Source organism: Kitasatospora sp. NPDC001660 (genome assembly GCF_053596725.1).
Map to the genome: position 1 here is coordinate 1 of NZ_JBSFGU010000048.1, position 16,246 is coordinate 16,246.

At 74.4% G+C, this 16,246-nt stretch carries 16 protein-coding genes; 3 read left to right on the forward strand and 13 right to left on the reverse strand.

The window, feature by feature from the left end; genetic code table 11:
• Positions 1 to 123 (forward strand): sigma factor-like helix-turn-helix DNA-binding protein (locus ACWCXH_RS32725; RefSeq protein WP_449805159.1); only part of this gene is annotated, 123 nt, incomplete at its 5' end.
• Positions 124 to 344: 221 nt separating this feature from the next.
• Here the strand turns inward: ACWCXH_RS32725 and ACWCXH_RS32730 are convergent.
• The 3 genes from ACWCXH_RS32730 to ACWCXH_RS32740 form a co-directional block, all read right to left on the reverse strand.
• On the reverse strand, positions 345 to 1,250 hold the full coding sequence (locus tag ACWCXH_RS32730) for a carbohydrate ABC transporter permease (RefSeq protein ID WP_449805160.1): 906 nt from the start codon (positions 1,248 to 1,250) through the stop codon (positions 345 to 347).
• The gene (locus ACWCXH_RS32735) at positions 1,247 to 2,224 is read right to left on the reverse strand and encodes a carbohydrate ABC transporter permease (protein WP_449805128.1); all 978 of its coding nucleotides are present in this window, start codon (positions 2,222 to 2,224) and stop codon (positions 1,247 to 1,249) included. Before ACWCXH_RS32735 ends, ACWCXH_RS32730 begins: the two co-directional genes overlap by 4 nt.
• Before the next feature lie 139 nt (positions 2,225 to 2,363).
• Complete coding sequence (locus ACWCXH_RS32740; protein WP_449805129.1) at positions 2,364 to 3,686, reverse strand: ABC transporter substrate-binding protein; 1,323 nt, start codon at positions 3,684 to 3,686, stop codon at positions 2,364 to 2,366.
• A gap of 466 nt (positions 3,687 to 4,152) precedes the next feature.
• Here ACWCXH_RS32740 and ACWCXH_RS32745 point away from each other — a divergent pair, with 466 nt between their 5' ends.
• Together ACWCXH_RS32745 and ACWCXH_RS32750 are read left to right on the forward strand one after the other, a co-directional pair.
• Positions 4,153 to 5,202 (forward strand): LacI family DNA-binding transcriptional regulator, encoded by a 1,050-nt coding sequence (locus tag ACWCXH_RS32745; protein WP_449805130.1) that lies wholly within the window; start codon positions 4,153 to 4,155, stop codon positions 5,200 to 5,202.
• 395 nt (positions 5,203 to 5,597) lie between these two features.
• Positions 5,598 to 6,140, forward strand: a complete 543-nt coding sequence (locus ACWCXH_RS32750; protein WP_449805131.1) for a helix-turn-helix domain-containing protein — start codon at positions 5,598 to 5,600, stop codon at positions 6,138 to 6,140.
• Here the strand turns inward: ACWCXH_RS32750 and ACWCXH_RS32755 are convergent.
• The 10 genes from ACWCXH_RS32755 to ACWCXH_RS32800 form a co-directional block, all read right to left on the reverse strand.
• Entirely contained in the window at positions 6,113 to 6,445 is a 333-nt protein-coding gene (locus ACWCXH_RS32755) for a hypothetical protein (protein WP_449805132.1), read from the reverse strand. The genes ACWCXH_RS32750 and ACWCXH_RS32755 overlap by 28 nt on opposite strands.
• A 50-nt stretch (positions 6,446 to 6,495) precedes the next feature.
• Positions 6,496 to 7,986 carry an ARMT1-like domain-containing protein gene (locus ACWCXH_RS32760; protein ID WP_449805133.1) on the reverse strand — a complete coding sequence of 497 codons (1,491 nt, stop codon included), beginning with the start codon at positions 7,984 to 7,986 and terminating at the stop codon, positions 6,496 to 6,498.
• A gap of 65 nt (positions 7,987 to 8,051) precedes the next feature.
• Positions 8,052 to 10,100, reverse strand: coding sequence for a PEP/pyruvate-binding domain-containing protein (locus tag ACWCXH_RS32765; protein WP_449805134.1), 2,049 nt, complete (start codon positions 10,098 to 10,100; stop codon positions 8,052 to 8,054).
• Positions 10,101 to 10,152: 52 nt separating this feature from the next.
• Positions 10,153 to 11,085, reverse strand: coding sequence for a hypothetical protein (locus ACWCXH_RS32770; protein ID WP_449805135.1), 933 nt, complete (start codon positions 11,083 to 11,085; stop codon positions 10,153 to 10,155).
• A 123-nt stretch (positions 11,086 to 11,208) separates the two neighbouring features.
• The gene (locus tag ACWCXH_RS32775) at positions 11,209 to 11,814 is read right to left on the reverse strand and encodes a histidine phosphatase family protein (RefSeq protein WP_449805136.1); all 606 of its coding nucleotides are present in this window, start codon (positions 11,812 to 11,814) and stop codon (positions 11,209 to 11,211) included.
• Positions 11,805 to 12,500, reverse strand: coding sequence for a hypothetical protein (locus tag ACWCXH_RS32780; RefSeq protein ID WP_449805137.1), 696 nt, complete (start codon positions 12,498 to 12,500; stop codon positions 11,805 to 11,807). The genes ACWCXH_RS32775 and ACWCXH_RS32780 overlap by 10 nt, the downstream gene beginning before the upstream one ends.
• Positions 12,501 to 12,612: 112 nt before the next feature.
• A complete protein-coding gene (locus ACWCXH_RS32785; protein ID WP_449805138.1) occupies positions 12,613 to 13,449 on the reverse strand; it encodes a hypothetical protein in 837 nt (278 codons plus the stop codon).
• Complete coding sequence (locus ACWCXH_RS32790; RefSeq protein ID WP_449805139.1) at positions 13,442 to 14,197, reverse strand: ABC transporter permease; 756 nt, start codon at positions 14,195 to 14,197, stop codon at positions 13,442 to 13,444. The genes ACWCXH_RS32785 and ACWCXH_RS32790 overlap by 8 nt, the downstream gene beginning before the upstream one ends.
• The gene (locus tag ACWCXH_RS32795; protein ID WP_449805161.1) at positions 14,197 to 15,135 is read right to left on the reverse strand and encodes an ABC transporter ATP-binding protein; all 939 of its coding nucleotides are present in this window, start codon (positions 15,133 to 15,135) and stop codon (positions 14,197 to 14,199) included. Before ACWCXH_RS32795 ends, ACWCXH_RS32790 begins: the two co-directional genes overlap by 1 nt.
• Positions 15,136 to 15,137: 2 nt before the next feature.
• Entirely contained in the window at positions 15,138 to 16,229 is a 1,092-nt protein-coding gene (locus ACWCXH_RS32800) for a hypothetical protein (RefSeq protein WP_449805140.1), read from the reverse strand.
• Positions 16,230 to 16,246: the final 17 nt, after the last annotated feature.

Consider the following 16,246-nt stretch of genomic DNA (forward strand, 5'->3'; position numbering starts at 1 on the left):
CACCGCTCGCTCGCCGAGACCGCCCAGCTGCTCGGCGTGCCCGAAGGCACCGTCAAGTCCCGCTGCTTCTACGCCATCCGCGCGCTGCGCCTGGCCTTGCGCGAGCACGGCCTGGTGCTCTGACGCCGGCCCGGGGCCGTGACGTTCGGAGCAGAAATTCCGGCCACACGCCCGGCCGGGGCCGCAGGGGCCAAGCGGCAGCGCGAACGCGCCGCCGCTTGCGTGTCCCCGTCTCGGTGATGTCAGGTCGGGGCGGGGGAGGACCCGCGCTTTGCCGCGATGACGTCGTGATCGACTTCGAGGGGCTCACCCCGACCGAGTGGGCCCGCCCGCCGAGGGCCGCGTCAGGCCTTGACGGCTCCGGCGGTGATGCCTGCGACGATGTGCCGGCTGAGCACGACGAACACCAGGATCAGCGGCACGGTGCCGATCAGCGTGCCGGCGAGGATGACGGCCTGGTCGGCGTCGTACGAGCCGCCGCCGAGACCGGCCAGGGCCACCTGGACGGTCGGGTTGCCCGGGCTGAGCGCGATCATCGGCCAGAAGAAGTCGTTCCACGACTGGACGAACACCAGCATCCCGAGGACGGCCATGCCGGGCCGCGCGATCGGCAGCACGACGCCGACCACGATCCGCAGGCTGCTCGCGCCGTCGACACGGGCCGCCTCGACCAGCTCGGTGGGCAGCGCCGTCGCCAGGAAGCGCCGCATGAACAGCACGCCGAACGCGGCGACCAGGTTGGGCACGATGACGGACGGCAGACGGTCGGTCCAGTGCAGCTGCGCCATGACCCAGTAGAGCGGGATCACGCCGAGTTGGGAGGGGACGGTCATGGTGGCCGCGGTCAGTCCGAGCAGGGCGCCGCGACCGCGGAAGCGCAGCTTGGCGAAGGCGAAGCCCGCCAGGGTGGCGAAGAGCACCGTGCTGACGGTGATGCAGCCCGCCACCACCACGGAGTTGACCAGGGCCCGCCCCATGTGGACCTGGTTCCAGGCGGTGTCCAGGTTCCGCCCAAGGTTGCCCCCCGGCAGGAGCGGGGGAGGGGTCCGGGCGATCCGCCCGCCGGACGTCGACGCGCCGACCACCGCCCAGTACAGCGGGAACAGGAAGACCAGCGCCGTCAGGGCCAGCACCGCGTAGCCGACGGGTCCGGGCCGGTCGATGCCCGGGACCCCGGTCCGAGTCTGGTGGTGGCGGCGGCGCGCCGGGGCCCGTCCGGCGCGCGGGGAGGTGTCGGACACCGGGCTCAGCCCCTTCCACCGGCGCGCCGGACCCGGCCGACCGCGTAGCCCGTCGCGCCGATCAGCAGCGTGATCACCACCATGACCCAGGCCACCGCGGCCGCGCGGCCGAGGCGGAACGCGTACCAGCCCTCGTCGTACAGGTACAGCCCGAGGGTCTGGTACTGGTGGGCCGAGCCGCCGCCGTGCCCGGTGGAGCCGCCGAACAGCAGGGGTTCGCCGAAGAGTTGGGTGGCGCCGATGGTGGACACCAGGACGGTGAACGCCACCGTGGGCCGGATGGACGGCAGGGTGACGTGCCGGAACTGGTGCCAGCGGCCGGCCCCGTCGAGTGCCGCCGTCTCGTACAGGTCCCGGGGGACGGCCTGCATGGCGGCGAGGTAGATCAGGGCGTTGTAGCCGGTCCAGCGCCAGACGACGATGGCGGAGACGGCGATCTGCGAGCTCCACCGGCCGCCTTCCCAGTCGACGCCGCCGACGCCGATCCGGCCGAGCAGCCAGTTGATCGCCCCGAAGTCGCGCCCGAACAGCAGCGAGAAGACCAGGGCGGCCGCCGCGATCGAGGTCGCGTACGGGGCGAGCATCGCGATCCGGAGGAAGCCCCGGCCGCGGAGGCGGTGGTTGAGCAGGTGGGCCAGGCCGAGGGCCAGCAGGAGCTGCGGCACGGTCGACAGCACGCCGATGGTGAGGGTGTTGCGCAGCGCGTTCCAGAACAGATCGTCGTGGAGCAGCCGGACGTAGTTGCCCGCGCCGAGCCACCGCGTGTCGTCCAGCGAGACGAGGCTGACGCCGTGCAGCGAGATCCAGGCCGTGGAGAGGAGCGGGAACAGGCCGAAGGCCGCGAAGCAGAGGAAGAAGGGGGCGACGAGGGCGTACGGAGCGGCCTTCACGTCGAGCCGGTGGAGGCGGGTGCGAAGTGGCCGCCGGCGGTGCGGCGGAGCGGGCCGCGGGCACGCGGGCGGGTCGGTCTGGGCGGTGTGCACGGGCGGGTCTTCTCCGGAGGGAGTCGCGGCCCCGATGAGCCGGGCGGCGGGAACGCCGGGAGGACGGACGGGTGTCGCGGACGAGCGGTGGCAGGCGGTGGCAGGCGGTGGCAGGGCGGTGACAGTGCGTCGGCCGGGCTCAGTCGCCGACCTTGCCGTCGATCTCCCGCGTGGCGGCGGACCACGCCTCGGCGGCCGGGCGCCGGTGCTGTTCCACGCTGAGCAGGGTGTCGGCGAGGCAGTTCTTGACCAGGCCGTCCCATTCACCGATCACGGCGGGCTGGACGGAGGTCGCCGCGGCGGCGTAGATCTGCCCGGTGGGGGCGTCCCCGAAGTAGTCCAGCGCCGCGTGCTGCACCTCGGGCCGGCTCAACGCGGTCGCGGTGGACGGCAGGTTCCCGGCCCGGACGAACACCTTCGCCTGCTGCTCGGGCGCGGTGAGCCACACGGCGAGGGCTTCGGCCTCCCGGCGGTGGCGGCCCGCGCCGGGGACGGAGAGGAAGGAGCCGCCCCAGTTGCCGGCCGCCGGAGCCGCGGCGATGTCCCACTTGCCCCGGTTGGCCTCCCCGGACTTGCCGGCGATGATGGCCGTCATCCACGACGGGCAGACGACGGCGGCGAACGCGGAGTTGGCGAACGCCTGGTTCCACTGGGGATCGAACTGCTTGAGCCCGGCACTGATGCCCGCCTGGGCGGCGCCGAGCGAGAGGTCCCAGGCGCTTTGCACGCCGGCGCTGTTCCGATAGTCCAGCCGGCCGCCCTCGTCGTCGTACTGGGGGCTGCCGGAGGCGACCACGGCGTTGAACAGGCCGCTGGTGGAGTCGATGAAGTGGGTGCCTGCGGGCGCCCCGGCCTGGAACCGCCGGCCGACCTCGACGAACCGCGCCCAGTCGCCCTGCCAGAGCCGGCCCACCTCGTCGCGGTCGGTGGGCAGGCCGGCCTGCTGGAAGAGGTCCTTCCGGTAGCACACCGCCAGCGGGCCGATGTCCGTGCCGAGGGCGACGGTACGGCCGTCCGGCGTGGTGGCCTGCTGCCACTTCCACGGGAGGAAGGCGCTCCGGTCGACCCCCTCGGCCGTGGTGAGATCGGCGAACTTGTCCGCCTGCTTGACCACTTGGGCGATCCGACCGACCTCGACGGCCTGGATGTCGTCCAGGCCGCGCCCGGCGGCGAGACGGGTCTGGAACGCCGGGTAGTAGGTGTTCTCGTCCTGGACGTTGTGTTCGACGACGGTGATTCCGGGGTGTGCGCTCATGTACTCGTCGAACAGTCCGGCCTCCTTGTAGCCGAAGGTGCCGAAGTCGCCGATGGTCAGGGTGATCCCGTGGCCCGCGTCGTCGGCGCCGGCCGGGTCGGGGTCGCCCGCGACGCCGCAGCCGCTGACCAGCGTGACGCAGAGTCCCAGCACCGATGCGGCCCGGGACACGCGCCTGGCCGTCGAAGCCGTTCCGGGTATGCGCATGCCGAAGTCCTCTTGTCCAGAATTTCGAGGGATGCGCCGCCGACGGGCCCGGCTTGCCGACGTGGTGGGCGGGCATGACTGTGGGAGCGCTTTCACCGAGATGTGAGAGAAGAGTGCTTTCTCGTCTGATGACATGTCAAGCCAACTCGATCACCGTGCCGGTGTGGCATCCGCGCCGGACGGCGACCGTGTCGGCCCCGGCCCTCCTCGGCGCAGGGACGATGCGTGCACCAACGGCGGCCGCGGGTGCCGCGCTGACGGATCCGGGCGGACGGCGCCCAGGGCGGGCTGGTGGGTGGGTCGGGTGGGCGGACGGGCCGGCGGAAGGGTGCGTGGGAGCGCTCTAATCGGCGTGTAGGATCGCCCGTGCCCGAGAAGCACGCGCGTCTCCGGACCGGCCGACTCCGGGGATCCCCCGCCGTCCCGCTCCGGGCGATCGCCCCGTGAGCCGCGCCGGAGTGTGGTCATGACCCGAACCGAACAGCCGGGACCGGGGTCGGCCCGGTCCGCCGGACGGCCGACGCTGGAGGACGTGGCCGCGCGCGCGGGAGTCGGCCGGGGAACGGTCTCGCGCGTCATCAACGGGTCGCCCAAAGTGAGCGCCAAGGCCAGGGAGGACGTCGAGCGGGCGATCGCCGAGCTCGGCTACGTGCCGAACCAGGCGGCGCGGTCCCTGGTCACCTCGCGGACGGACGTCATCGCGCTGGTCGTTCCGGAGAGCTTCGCGCGGCTGCGGTCCGAGCCGTACTTCTCGGACGTCATCGCCGGGATCTCCGACGAACTCGCCTCGACCGAGCTGCAGTTGCTGCTGATCCTGGTCCGCAACGAGCGCGAGCGCGAGCGGTTGACGCGCTACCTGACCGCCCGCCGGGTCGACGGTGTGCTCCTGGTCTCGGTCCGCCGGGACGACCCGCTGCCCGACCTGCTCGACCGGCTCGACATGCCGGCGGTGCTGGGCGGTCGGCGTTCGGAGCGGGAGCCGCTGAGCTACGTCCACGCGGACAACGCGGGTGGGGCCCGGGCCGCCGTCCGGCACATGCTCGCGCGCGGAAGTGCCACGGTGGCCACGATCACCGGGCCGCTCGACATGGAGGCGGCGGGGGCGCGCCTGGCGGGGTACCGGGACGCGGTCGCGGAGGCCGGGCTCGCGCGGGACGACGCGCTCGTCGCCACCGGGGACTTCACCGAGCCGGGTGGCTACGCGGCGATGCGGGAGCTCCTGGACCGGGCCCCCGCCCTGGACGCGGTGTTCTGCGCCTCCGACCTGATGGCCGTCGGTGCGTTCCGGGCGCTGCGCGAGGCGGGGCGGCGCGTGCCGGATGACGTGCGGGTCGTCGGCTTCGACGACTCCGTGATCGCCCGGAGCACCGAACCGCCGCTCACCAGCGTGCGCCAACCGACGGAGGCGATGGGGCGGTTGATGGTCCAGCTGCTGCTCGACGAGATCGCCGAGCCCGGCCGGCCGCGTCGCCAGGTGGTCCTGCCGACCGAACTGGCGGTCCGGGCCTCGGCCTGACGCCCCATCGGCCGCCGTGCGGTGTCCGGCGGCCCGTCCTCGCCGGTCCGTCCTTTCCCGACCATCCTCGTCCGGCCCGTCCTCGTCCGGACCTCCCCGCCTCGACACCCTCGTCCGGTCCTCCGGATCGCGCGCTCCGCCGTGTGTCACGGCTTCGCCGGTGTCAAGTGCTGCTACGCTCCCGATGCGGTTTGGGAGCGCTCCCAAACGCGATCGATCGTGGATTCTCCCTCGTGCGGGGGCTGAGGGGAGTCGGCGGGCCCGTGTTCCGTGCCGTCCACCGTTGGTGGAAACGGCCCGAGGGGGCCCGCCACATACGTGGCAGGGAAAGCGGGGCAGGAATGCCGGGGGTGAACGTGTCAAGGGCACGACAGATGGACGCAGGATTCGGGGACATGCTGAGAGCTCTCCGCCACGAGGCGGGACTCACGCACGAGGAGCTGGCCCGGATCTCCCAGGTCAGCGTGCGGACGATCAGCGACATCGAGCGGGGGCGGGTGCGGCGGCCGCACCGCCGTTCCGTCGAGCAGCTCGCCGCGGCGCTCGACCTGGGCGCTCCACACCTGGAGCGGTTCCTCCGCGCCGCGCGGGCCCTGCCTCATGACGGCGGCGGCGACGGACCGGATCGAGCGCACGAGGGACCGCGCGTGCCGCACCAGGGGCGGGGCGTCCCGCACGACGGCCCGGACGCGCCGCGCGGGGAACCGGACCCGCGCGAGGGGCCGGACCTGTCGGACGACGGCCTCCTGTGGGAGGGCCTCCCACGCGAGGCCTGGGCGGCGGGCGAGGCGCAGTCCGCAGTGGTCGTGATGGTGGTGCCGCTGAAGAACTCCGCTGGGAACGGCCCGTGTTGCCAACCTCGCCGGCGCTGCTCGCAGCCCCGGCCGGCAGCGCGCTCCCGGCTCGCCCGTCAGGACGACCAGCCCCGTGCCCGGTAGGACGCCAGCTTCTCCCGCGTGAGGGCCCGCAGCTCGTCCAGGCACCCGTAGTGGACGGCGAGGGCGATCGCGCAGCGGGCGACGTCGAGGACCTCCTTGGTGAGGTCCTCGACGTCGGCGGGCCCGTGGCGCTCCGTCTTCCGACCCATCCCCTCCAGGTGGTTGACGCACTGGGCCAGTTCGCCGCTCTCCTCGGCGAGCCGGGCGACGAGGTGGAAGGCCCCGTTGTGCGCGGGGAAGCGGTTGGCGGTGGCGGCGACCAGGTCGACGACGTCGTCGAGCCAGTCGGATGCGGGCGGTCGCACGGTGCTCCTGGAACGGGGGCCGGTGGATTCGATGCGGGGCCGGGGTCGGGTCACGGGCGGTGTGCCCCGTTGCCGACCGGGCTCCGCTCCCCGGTCAGCGCTCGGCGCACCAGGGCTCGCTCCGCGTCCAGCGCGTGGCGGGTGCGCGGGGCGACCTGCGGGGCGAGCCGGTCGAGCCGCAGGAGCTCCGCGCGCAGGGTCTCCCGGTCGGCGGCACCGCGGCGCAGCCGGTCCGCGACGGTGTTCCAGCACAGTCGCACCGTCCGCGGGCCGGCGAAGGTCGCCCAGCGGCTTGCGCGGCCATCGAATCCCCAACTCGTGTACTGGCCCGCGCCGGTGCGGACGAGCATCAGCGGGGCCTCCGCCGCGTCGAGGCCCATCGCGCTCTCGTTGAAGCCGCTCACCAGGGTGAAGCCGGTGTACATCGGTCGGCCGAGACCGCCCTGGAACATCTCGTGGATGCTCGTGCCCTTCACGAAGACGCAGTCGGCCGCGCCGAGGCGCGCCGCCAGATCGGGGGACAGCTTGCGGAGGTTGGCGGTCGCCATCGTGGGGCCGGAGCGGCACAGGGCGGCCGGAGCCAGGCGGGCGGTGGCCCCGAGCCGGTGCAGGGCGGGGGACGCCAGGAGGCGCCGCACGTAGCCGGTGTCGGCGTCGGTGTAGCAGGGCAGCGACTTCGGCACCATCGTGATGCGGAGCCGGGGGTTGAGTTCGGTCAGCCGGGAGAGCAGCAGCAGGTCGAAGGCGGTCTCCGGGCAGTCGTCGAAGAACCACGCCAACCGGGTCGGGCGGTCCAGGACCTCCCCGAGGAAGGAGGAGGTGTCGTCCACGACCGGGACGCGTTCGGCCCGTTCGGCGAAGGCGGGCCACAGCCGGGCCGCCGCGGCCTGCGGGTCCTCGTCCGGACGGAGGTCCAACGCGAGCCCCGGCCGGGGAACCCGTAGCTTTCGGTCGGCGCCGATCAGGCCGGCCGCGAGGCTGAAGCGGAGCAGCCGGGCCACGTCCCCGCGGCAGTGCTCGACGACGCGCGGGGCCAGGGCGAGGGACACCCGGCGTCCGAGGGTCGCGTAGCCGGCGTGGGTCACCAGCGGAGCGCGCGCGTCGCCGAGGGCGCAGTGCGCGATCACGCGGTCGATCACCGAGGTCAGCTCCTGGTTCCAGAGGCCGTCCGCGACGCGTTCGCCGCCGTGCCGGTGGTCCAGCAGCCGCAGCAGTTCGCCGGCGCAGAACTCCGCGATGGCGGCCGCCGCGGCCGGATCCGTGCCGGGGAGGGCCCGCCGTACCTTGCCCGCGACGCCGCGCGTCAGCCAGGAGTCGAAGTCCTCCTCGCCGGCTTCCAATGGGACGCTCCCGGCGATCCGCTCCGCGACGGTGAAGCCGTCGGGGGCGAAGTCGGGGCGGGACAGGAGAGGGTTGCCCCCGTCCCGCCCCGAGTGGCCGTCCTGCCCCGAGTGGCCGTCCCGCACCGAGTCGTCGCACAGCAGCAGCGCGAGCTGGCGTGCGTCGCCCAGATCGAGCCGGTGGAGCCCGGCCTGGTGCAACTCGGACCTCCTGAAGGATAGTTGCCGCGACACGAGCGGCGGAGCCCCCTCGTACACCCGTCTCGTCATCGGGCGCGTCCCGTACCGGAGCCGGAACCGGCGACGGTGACGCCGGCCGGGGAGATCTCCACCGACTGCCCGTCCCGCAGCAGTTCCCTGGCGCGCGGGAGGACGACGGCGGGCACCCCGCGCTCGCGCAGGACGATGGCCGTGTGGCAGAGCAGGTTGCCGCGCTCGAACACGAAGCCGCTCGCCACGTCGACCAGCGGGATGAGGCCGGCCGACGGGTACTCGGCCACGATGACCGGGGCGTCCACGGCGCGGGCGGCGGCCACCGTCGAGGTGATGACGTCGTCCGCCATGATCGCGGTGTTGTCGGAGCCGAAGCCGACGACGCTCACTTCCCACGCGCGCGCCAGGTCGTCGAGCGCGGCGATCTCGGGCACGACGAGCGCGGTGCCGATCACCGATCCGCCCGCGATGACGTGCCCGGCGTCCGGGCCGGCGCCCAGCGGGTGCAGGCGGCGGCCTTCCAGGCTGACGTCACGGACCATGGCGCGTTCCCCCTGGCTGTACCACTCCAGCCGGGCCTCCCCCAGGGCGCCGCACATCGCCCGGGTGATGCGCGCGACGTCGCGGATCTCCCGGTCGGAGCGGTCGAAGGCGTAGGGAGCCGTGGGATGCGGGTGCCACCACCAGCCCTCCCCGGGCCGGACGGTGCACCGCCGGTCGAACACGGCGACGTTGCGGCGGTGCACGGCGTCAAGCTCGTCCACGGTGAAGACCGAGGGGATCAACGAGCCCTCCTTGATCCCGGGGAGGCCGGCGGGGAAGGCCTCGACGATCACGGTGCCGTCGGAGAGGACGGTCGAGAACCCGGAGGCCTCGGCAGGGACGATCTCGCCCAGGTGCACGGCGCTGAACGCCGGGTCGGCGAGCGGGTTGCGCGCGTGTCCGGCCGCGAGCGCCTCCCCGAGCCGGTCGACGGGGACGACCAGGTCGGTGCCCCGGGCGCTCCAGTTGACCTGGACGAACTCGGTGCGCAGGTGGGAGCGGAGGCCCTCGGCGACCCGCTCCGCGCTCTCGGCGCGGTAGACGGCGTAGGCCTCGCGGTAGGTCTCCACACCGGCGGCCCCGCACTGGCGGCGGAGCCAGATGTGCTTCTGCAGCCCGCTCTCCAACCGGCGGCGGAGGTGGCCCAGGTCGACGTCGTAGAGCTCGGCGACGCGGGCGTCCGGCCACCACCGGTCGGCCGGGGGAGCGACCGGGCCGCCCGCGCCGGTGATCGGGCGGGCCTGGAGGACGTGCAGGCCCGCGGCGTTCCAGACCCACTCGATGTCCAGGGCGTGCCCGAGGATGTCCTCGGCGAGCGTGGCGAGCCCGGACAGTCGGGCCCGGAGCTCCGCCGGCAGGTGGCGCGCTTGCGGACCGTCCTGCTCCTCGCCCGTGGTGACCCGGACGGCCGAACCCGTGCCCTCGGTGGTGTCGCCGCCGCCCCAGGAGGCCTCGGTGACCGGGCCCGGGGCGCGACCGAGCGGGTCCCGGGTGAACGTCACACCGTGGATCCGCGGTTCGGCCCACCGCTGGACGAAGGCCGCGTACTCGCGCGGCAGGTCGCCCCGGGTGTACGCGTAGGACCGGGCCGTCCACAGGGCGGCCCAGCACCGCCGGAGGGCCGTCAGGACGTCCTCGACCGATTCCAGCGGGCCCTCGGAGTGGAAGACGCCGGCGAACGACCGGTCCGCCCCGTCCTCCGCCGGGACGGACGACCGGACCACCACCGGCCCGTCGGCGAGCAGCGGTTCGACGGCCGCGCTCACGAGGGCCCTCGCCTCCTCGGGCCACTCCGTCGCCAGGACGGCCCGGCGGATCAGTTCGAGCGATCGACCCGTCCCGGTGGGGACGGCCCGCAGTGTCGCGAGCTGATCGGTGACGACTCCGCCCAGGGCGGTCCGCCGCATGACGTCCCCGAACCAGGCCGAGGTCAGGCAGACGCCGTCCGGGACGGGGACGCCGTGCCGGCGCAGCCGTGCCAGGGCCCGGGCCTTGTGGCCGATCTGCGACGGCCCGTGCTGGTCGGCCTCGTGGAGCGGGACGATCCGTTCGCTGGTCAAGGGTTCCTCTTCGGTGGTCGTGGTGATGCGTGCTGGCGTCCGGTCGTCCCGGTCAGCTGGGCAGGGCGACCCTCAGCGGGGCGCCGGAGGGGCCGGTGGCGGGGTGCACCCGGAACCCGTACATGTCGATGAGCCGCACCGATCCGTCGGGGTAGATCCCGAACTGGTGCCGGGAGCGTTCGTCCTCCGTCGGCTTGTAGCGGGTGCCGTCCGAGGACTTGATGCTGACGGCCTCCGGGACGGGGCTGTCGCCCAGCCGCGATCCCAGGTCGTAGACGTCCTTGGCGCTGATCCGCCGGGGGTCGCCGAACGCCTTGTCGATGTCGCCCCGGGACATGCCGGCCAGCTCCAGCGCCTTCGCCGTGAACTCCCACGCCTCCTCGCGGCGGCCGCGGGTGGCCTTGAGGTTGATGCGGAACCGCAGCCCGTCCGGGTCCTCGATCCGGGTGGACCCCAGGTCCCAGAGCGGGGCGAGCACCCTGATGTCCTCGGCGATGCCGGTCAGGTGGCGCTCGGTGCCCCAGCCCTGATCGCAGGGCGTGACGGTCAGCTTGACCTGGGAGACGACCTCGGGTTCGGCGGCGATCCGCTGGAGCGCCGTCCGGGCGAAGCGCTTGCCCTCGCTGCCGTTGGTCACCAGGTACAGGCCCTGGCCGAGGTGTTCGCGCCACAGCCGGGCGACGTCGAAGGTCGTCCGGGTGCCGGAGCCGTCCCGGACGTGGTAGTCGAGCGGGTCGCTGATCCGCCAGGAGGCGATGCTGCGGGACGGCGCGCGGTCGCGCAGGCGGTACGCCTCGCCGACGTCGGCGACCAGCGTCCGCAGCGCGGTGTAGGGCGTCATGACGACGGGTGTGGTGTCGCCGAAGGCGGGGCAGTGGGTGCAGTTGCGGCGGCAGTGGTCGTTGGCGTGGATGAAACCCAGTCGGTCGAGGACGTCGTCGAGCACGCCCTGGTCGACGAGCGGGGCGAGGGTGGTGGAACGCAAGGGGACTCCTTCGAAGGGGCGCGTGGTGGGGTGGAGAACGGCCAGGCGGCCGGGGAAGGCGCCGGGAACGGATCGGGCGGGCCGATCCGGGGGAGTGGGGGAGGGTGCCGGGGCGACGGGGTGTCAGGGGGAGACCGGGACGAGCCGCCGGTACTGCCCGGTCGCCAGGTGGGCGCGGTGGGAGTGCCAGGTCTCCAGCAGGGGCCACCGGGCCGCCTCGGCCGTGAGCACGGTCAGGGTGACCGCGTGCGACACCACGAGGACGGCGCCGTCCCCCGCCGTGGCGGGAAGGGAGCGCAGGAACGCCCGGACGCGCTCCCGGACGTCCAACAGGCTCTCGCCGCCGGGGAGTCGGACCGTCGGGTCACTCGTCCACCGGGCGAGGGCCGTCTCCTCGCCACCGGACCCGCCCTCGCCACCGGCACTCTCGGCCCCGGCGTCGCTCCGCGCGCCGCGCAGTAGACCCCAGTCGATCTCGCGCAGCCGCGGCTCCGCCAGGACCGGCAGCCCGGGGCAGAGGGCGCGGCGCAGGACGGCGGCGGTCTGCAGGGCGCGGGTGGCGTCGCTGGCGTGGACGACCGCCACACGCGGCGCCTCGTCGCGCAGCCGCTCGGCGGTGCGGCGCACCTGCTCGCGTCCCACCTCGTCCAGCGGGATCCCGCCGGAGACCGGGAGGCGCCGTCGGGCGTTGGCGTCGGTCCGGCCGTGCCGGACGAGGATCAGTTCCACGGCGCGGCCCCCGGCGACATCCGGGTGCCGGCGGCGACCCGCTCGGCGGACGGGAGTCCGACCTGGCGGCGGATCCGCGCCCCGACCGTGTCCTCGGGAAGCGCCGCGTCGACGTCGACGATCCGGACCCCCGCCCGGCGGGCCTCGACCAGGCCGGCCACCGTGTCGGTGACGTAGGTGCGCGCCTTCGCGAGCAGGCGCCGCTCGACGTCCGGACCGGGCTCCTCCCCGGTCCTGGCCCGCTCCCTGGCCGTCTGGCGGGCGAAGGACGCCAGGACCGGATCACCGGGCAGACGCAGGTGGACGACGGTGAGGCGCCGGACGTCCGGCAGGCCCGCGAGGAGGAGCCGCGACTGGGCGAGGCCCCGGGGCGCGCCGTCCAGGATGACCGTGGTGCCGGGTGCGGCCCGCCGGACCGCCGCGACGAGGATCCGGTCCAGTACGCACGGCATCAGGTGGCCCTGCGAGGCGAGGGCTTCGGCCGCGTCCCGCAACCGCCGGATCTCGGCGGCCTCGTCCGGCGTCACGAGCGCCCACACCGGCCCCGAGCCGCGGAAGAGCGCCGGCACCGAGGCCAGCAGAGCGGGGTGACCGTCCTGGTCGAGCGTGCGGGCCAGCCGCCGGGCCTGGGTGGACTTGCCCGAGCCGGGTGGTCCGGTCAGGGCGACCACGCGCCTGGGAGCCATGGGGGTTCTCGCTTTCGGATCGGTTCGAGGGGGGTGGGTGGCCGTGGTCGCGGGCTCAGCCGCAGGGTGGCACGGTTCGGCCGCAGGACGACTCGGGCCGGCACGGCCGGGCTCAGCTCAGGTCCAGGGATCCCGTGCGGACCTGGTGACGGAGGGACGTGGTCAGCGCCAGGGCGCCCACCGCGCCCCAGCCCACGAGAACCAGGCACTCGCCTAGGACCTGCCCGGCGGGCAGGTGCCCGGTCGCGAGCACCGCCCGCACGGCTCCGAGGCCGTGGGTGGCCGGGAGCAGGCCGGCCAGCGCACCCGCCGCGCCGCCCTCCGGGGAGGGCACGTTGACCCCGGTCAGGGCCATCAGCAGGATGGTCGTGCCGGCCGTGAGGTACATCCGGCTCTCCGGCCAGCGCAGGCTGATGCCCGCCAGGCCGAGGGCCAGGGCGTAGCCGCTGAGCGCGGTCAGCAGGATGAGCGCCGCGCACCGGCACGCCGTCGCCGGGGACAGCGACAGGCCCACCAGGGCGGGGAGCGTGCACAGGGCGATGCACGAGGTGAGCGCACCGTCGACCGCCCAGTAGAGACCGCGCGCGGCCAGCGCCGGGAACGGTCCCCCGACGCTCAGGAGCAGGAAGGGGAGCGTGCCGCCGCGGCGCTCGCCGACACTCGACGACACCACCCCGAGCGCGCACAGCGGTCCGAGCAGTACGGCGTTGCCGACCGCGATGGAGCGCTGGAGATCCGGCGACCCGACCAGCCGCCCCACCATGGAGAAGAACAGGACCTGGCACACCAGGCGCACCAGCCAGCCGAAGAGCCACGACCACCAGGTGTGCTGCGCCCGGTAGTCCTGATAACTGCTCAGCAGGCCGTAGCCGGCCTGGCGCAGCAGGACGGCCGGGCGGGTCGGGCGGACCGGGCGGTGCCCCGGCGCGGTCGTTCCGGGCCTAGGCATAGAGCCTCGCCCTCCCGTCGCGGGCACGGGCGAGCGCCCGTCCGAGCAGCGCCATCCCCAACGCCAGCTGCGCGGCGGACAGCGCGAGGAGGGCGAGGAGGCCGGCGCCGTCCGGCCCGGGGCCACCGGTGAAGGCGGCGCGCAGCAGGTCGGTCCCCCAGGACAGGAAGAACAGCCGGGAGAGCCAGGAGACGGGCTCCGGGAGCGAGGTGACGGGAAGGATGAGACCGCCCAGGATGTAGAAGGGATAGGTCAGCGCGTTCTGGAAGGAACGGCTCCCCGGCGCCACCACCATCAGCCCGCTGACCAGCAGGGCCGACCCGCTCGTCCCGACGACCAGCAGCACCACGGTGACGGCCGCGAGCAGCGGGTGGTGCACCGGGACATGCAGGCCGTAGCCGAACCGTCCGATGGCCATCACCTCGAACAGCGCCGGCACGCTCAGGGCGGTGGTCGTGACGACCCGGACCACCAGGGAGAGCACGTAGGCCCGCGGTGTGAGGAGGGAGGGCTCCAGCGTGCCGTCCCACCGGTCGTCGCCCACCACCTCGGCCGCCACGAACATCGCCTGCGACCACATGGACATCAGGAACACGCCGAGCGTAACGGTGGCCGCGACGTCGGGGGCGGGATGGGAGCGGACGGTCCCGAAGAGGACGAGCGCGTACAGGGGGAGGACGACCAGGGTCGCCAACAGCCGGGGGGAGCGGATCAGCAGGAGCCACTGGAGGCGGACGAACGACGCCATCAGACGGTGAACTCCCGGTCCTCGATGACGGTCCGGTACACCTGGGCCAGCGTCGGCGCCGCGACGGACACGTCGTGCACGCCGTGGGCTCCGAGCGCCCTGACGACGGCGCCGGCCACCACGGTGTCGGCGGCCTCGACGGTCAGCCGGCCGTCGGGCGAACCGGCGCCGGTGCCGGCTCCGGCGATCGCGGCCACGGCCGCCACCGCGGCCGGACCGGCGCCCACCGCGGTGACCACGCGGGAGACCCCGACGTCGGCCAGGAGTGCGCGGGTGGTGTCCAGGCGCAGGATCCGCCCACGATCGATCATGGCGACCCGGGAGCAGAGCTCCTGGGCCTCCTGCATGTCGTGTGTGGCCAGCATGATCGTGGTGCCGCCCGCCCGCAGTTCGGCCACCAGGGCGCGGAAGCCCTGCGCGGCGTGCGGGTCCATCCCGCTGGTCGGCTCGTCCATGATCAGCAGGGGCGGCGAGCTGATCATCGCGCGGGCCAGGTGCAGCCGCTGGACCATGCCCCGGGAGTAGGTCTGGACCCGCTCGTCCGCCCGGGCCGACAGGCCCAGCCGTTCGAGCAACTCGTCGGCCCGGCGGCGGCCCTCCCGGCCCGAGACGCCTCGGAGCGCGGCCCAGTAGCGCAGGTTCTGCCGTGCCGTCAGCCGCCCGTAGAGGCCGCGCTCACCGCCGAGGACCAGGCCGATCCGCTCCCGGGCCGCCGCCGCGTCGCGCACGACGTCGTACCCGGCCACGCGGGCCCGGCCCTCGCACGGCAGCAGGAGGGTGGTGAGGATGCGCGACAGCGTCGTCTTCCCGGCGCCGTTCGGCCCGAGGAGCCCGACGACCTCGCCGGCCGCCACCGACAGGGAGACGTCCGTGAGCGCGTCCGTCCAGCGGTTCCCGCCGGTCCGGAAGCGGCGGCTCACGTGCTCGACCTCGACCATGTTCACCGGGCGCTCCGCTCGACGTCGTCCGGCGTGCCGAGGGCGGCGAGGGCGGCGAGCGCCGCGTCGTGGACGTCGGGGTCGACCCGGTCCGAGTCGACGAGCAGGAAGTCCCCGACGGGGCACCGCAGGACGGTGCCGCCGTCGAAGCGGACGAACTCCACGGTGTCCGAGTGGCGGACGCGGACGGCCGCGGTGAGCCGGAACCCGTGCAGGGGGAGTTCGGCGTCCGGAAGTGGCCGTGCGGCCCGTGCGGCCCGCTCGCGCTCCGCCGGACCGTCCAGCAGGATCAGCAGGCGCTCGGCGGCCGGGCTGGTGAGGTCCGCGACGCCGTGCAGGCGCTCGGCGAGCTCGCGCAGCTCCGGGGCGAGCCGGAACCGCTCGGCGGCGGCGGCCAGTTCGGGCAGGGGAGGACAGTCGGTCGAACGCAGGACGAAGGCGAGGTCCAGGAGGTCCTTGGGGCCGAACGGCCGATCGAAGCGCTCCTCGGCGAGCGCGAGCAGGTCGGCCACCGCCTGGTGGGCGGGCGGCCCGGTGCGGACGTCGACGACCCCGAGGTCGCCCGGGTAGGCGAAGGTCGCCAGCTCGACGCGGTGGTCGATGTCCAGCACCGGGTCCTCGGCCTGCCAGCGGAGCACCACCACCCAGTGCAGGACGTCGCCACGCCGCAGCACGGTGACGTCGAGGTCGTACAGCGGCCGGTGGTCGGCCACCGCGCGCACGGCCCGCCAGAGCGCGGCCGCGTCGGGCACGTGGACGTCGAGGTCCCCGCAGGGACGCAGCAGCGCGGCCGGCCAGTGACGGCCGAGCGCCGGGCCCTTGAGCACCCGGGCGCCCGGCACCGCGGCGGTCAGCAGCTCGGCGAGCCGGCGGTAGTCCTCCACCCGGGCGCCCATGCGGCGCAGCTCGTCCCCGGAACCCGTGCCCAGGACGGCCCCCTCGGCCTCCGCCGCCGACAGCACGAGCGGCGCGAGGTGCCCGCGCCACGCGCGCGCCGCACGCACGACGTCCCTGAGGGGTTCGTCGGGGCCCACGTCGAGGATCCGGCGCAGGAGGCCCACCGTGACGGGGGCGCGACGACCTTCGGCAGACATGATCATCCTTCGAGAGC

Bases quoted from the DNA above. Each gene is read 5' to 3' on its own strand.
- ACWCXH_RS32740 (WP_449805129.1), bottom strand. From the start codon at position 3,686: ATGCGCATACCCGGAACGGCTTCGACGGCCAGGCGCGTGTCCCGGGCC.
- ACWCXH_RS32745 (WP_449805130.1), top strand. From the start codon at position 4,153: ATGACCCGAACCGAACAGCCGGGACCGGGGTCGGCCCGGTCCGCCGGA.
- ACWCXH_RS32750 (WP_449805131.1), top strand. From the start codon at position 5,598: ATGCTGAGAGCTCTCCGCCACGAGGCGGGACTCACGCACGAGGAGCTG.
- ACWCXH_RS32780 (WP_449805137.1), bottom strand. From the start codon at position 12,500: ATGGCTCCCAGGCGCGTGGTCGCCCTGACCGGACCACCCGGCTCGGGC.
- ACWCXH_RS32785 (WP_449805138.1), bottom strand. From the start codon at position 13,449: ATGCCTAGGCCCGGAACGACCGCGCCGGGGCACCGCCCGGTCCGCCCG.
- ACWCXH_RS32790 (WP_449805139.1), bottom strand. From the start codon at position 14,197: ATGGCGTCGTTCGTCCGCCTCCAGTGGCTCCTGCTGATCCGCTCCCCC.
- ACWCXH_RS32795 (WP_449805161.1), bottom strand. From the start codon at position 15,135: ATGGTCGAGGTCGAGCACGTGAGCCGCCGCTTCCGGACCGGCGGGAAC.
- ACWCXH_RS32800 (WP_449805140.1), bottom strand. From the start codon at position 16,229: ATGTCTGCCGAAGGTCGTCGCGCCCCCGTCACGGTGGGCCTCCTGCGC.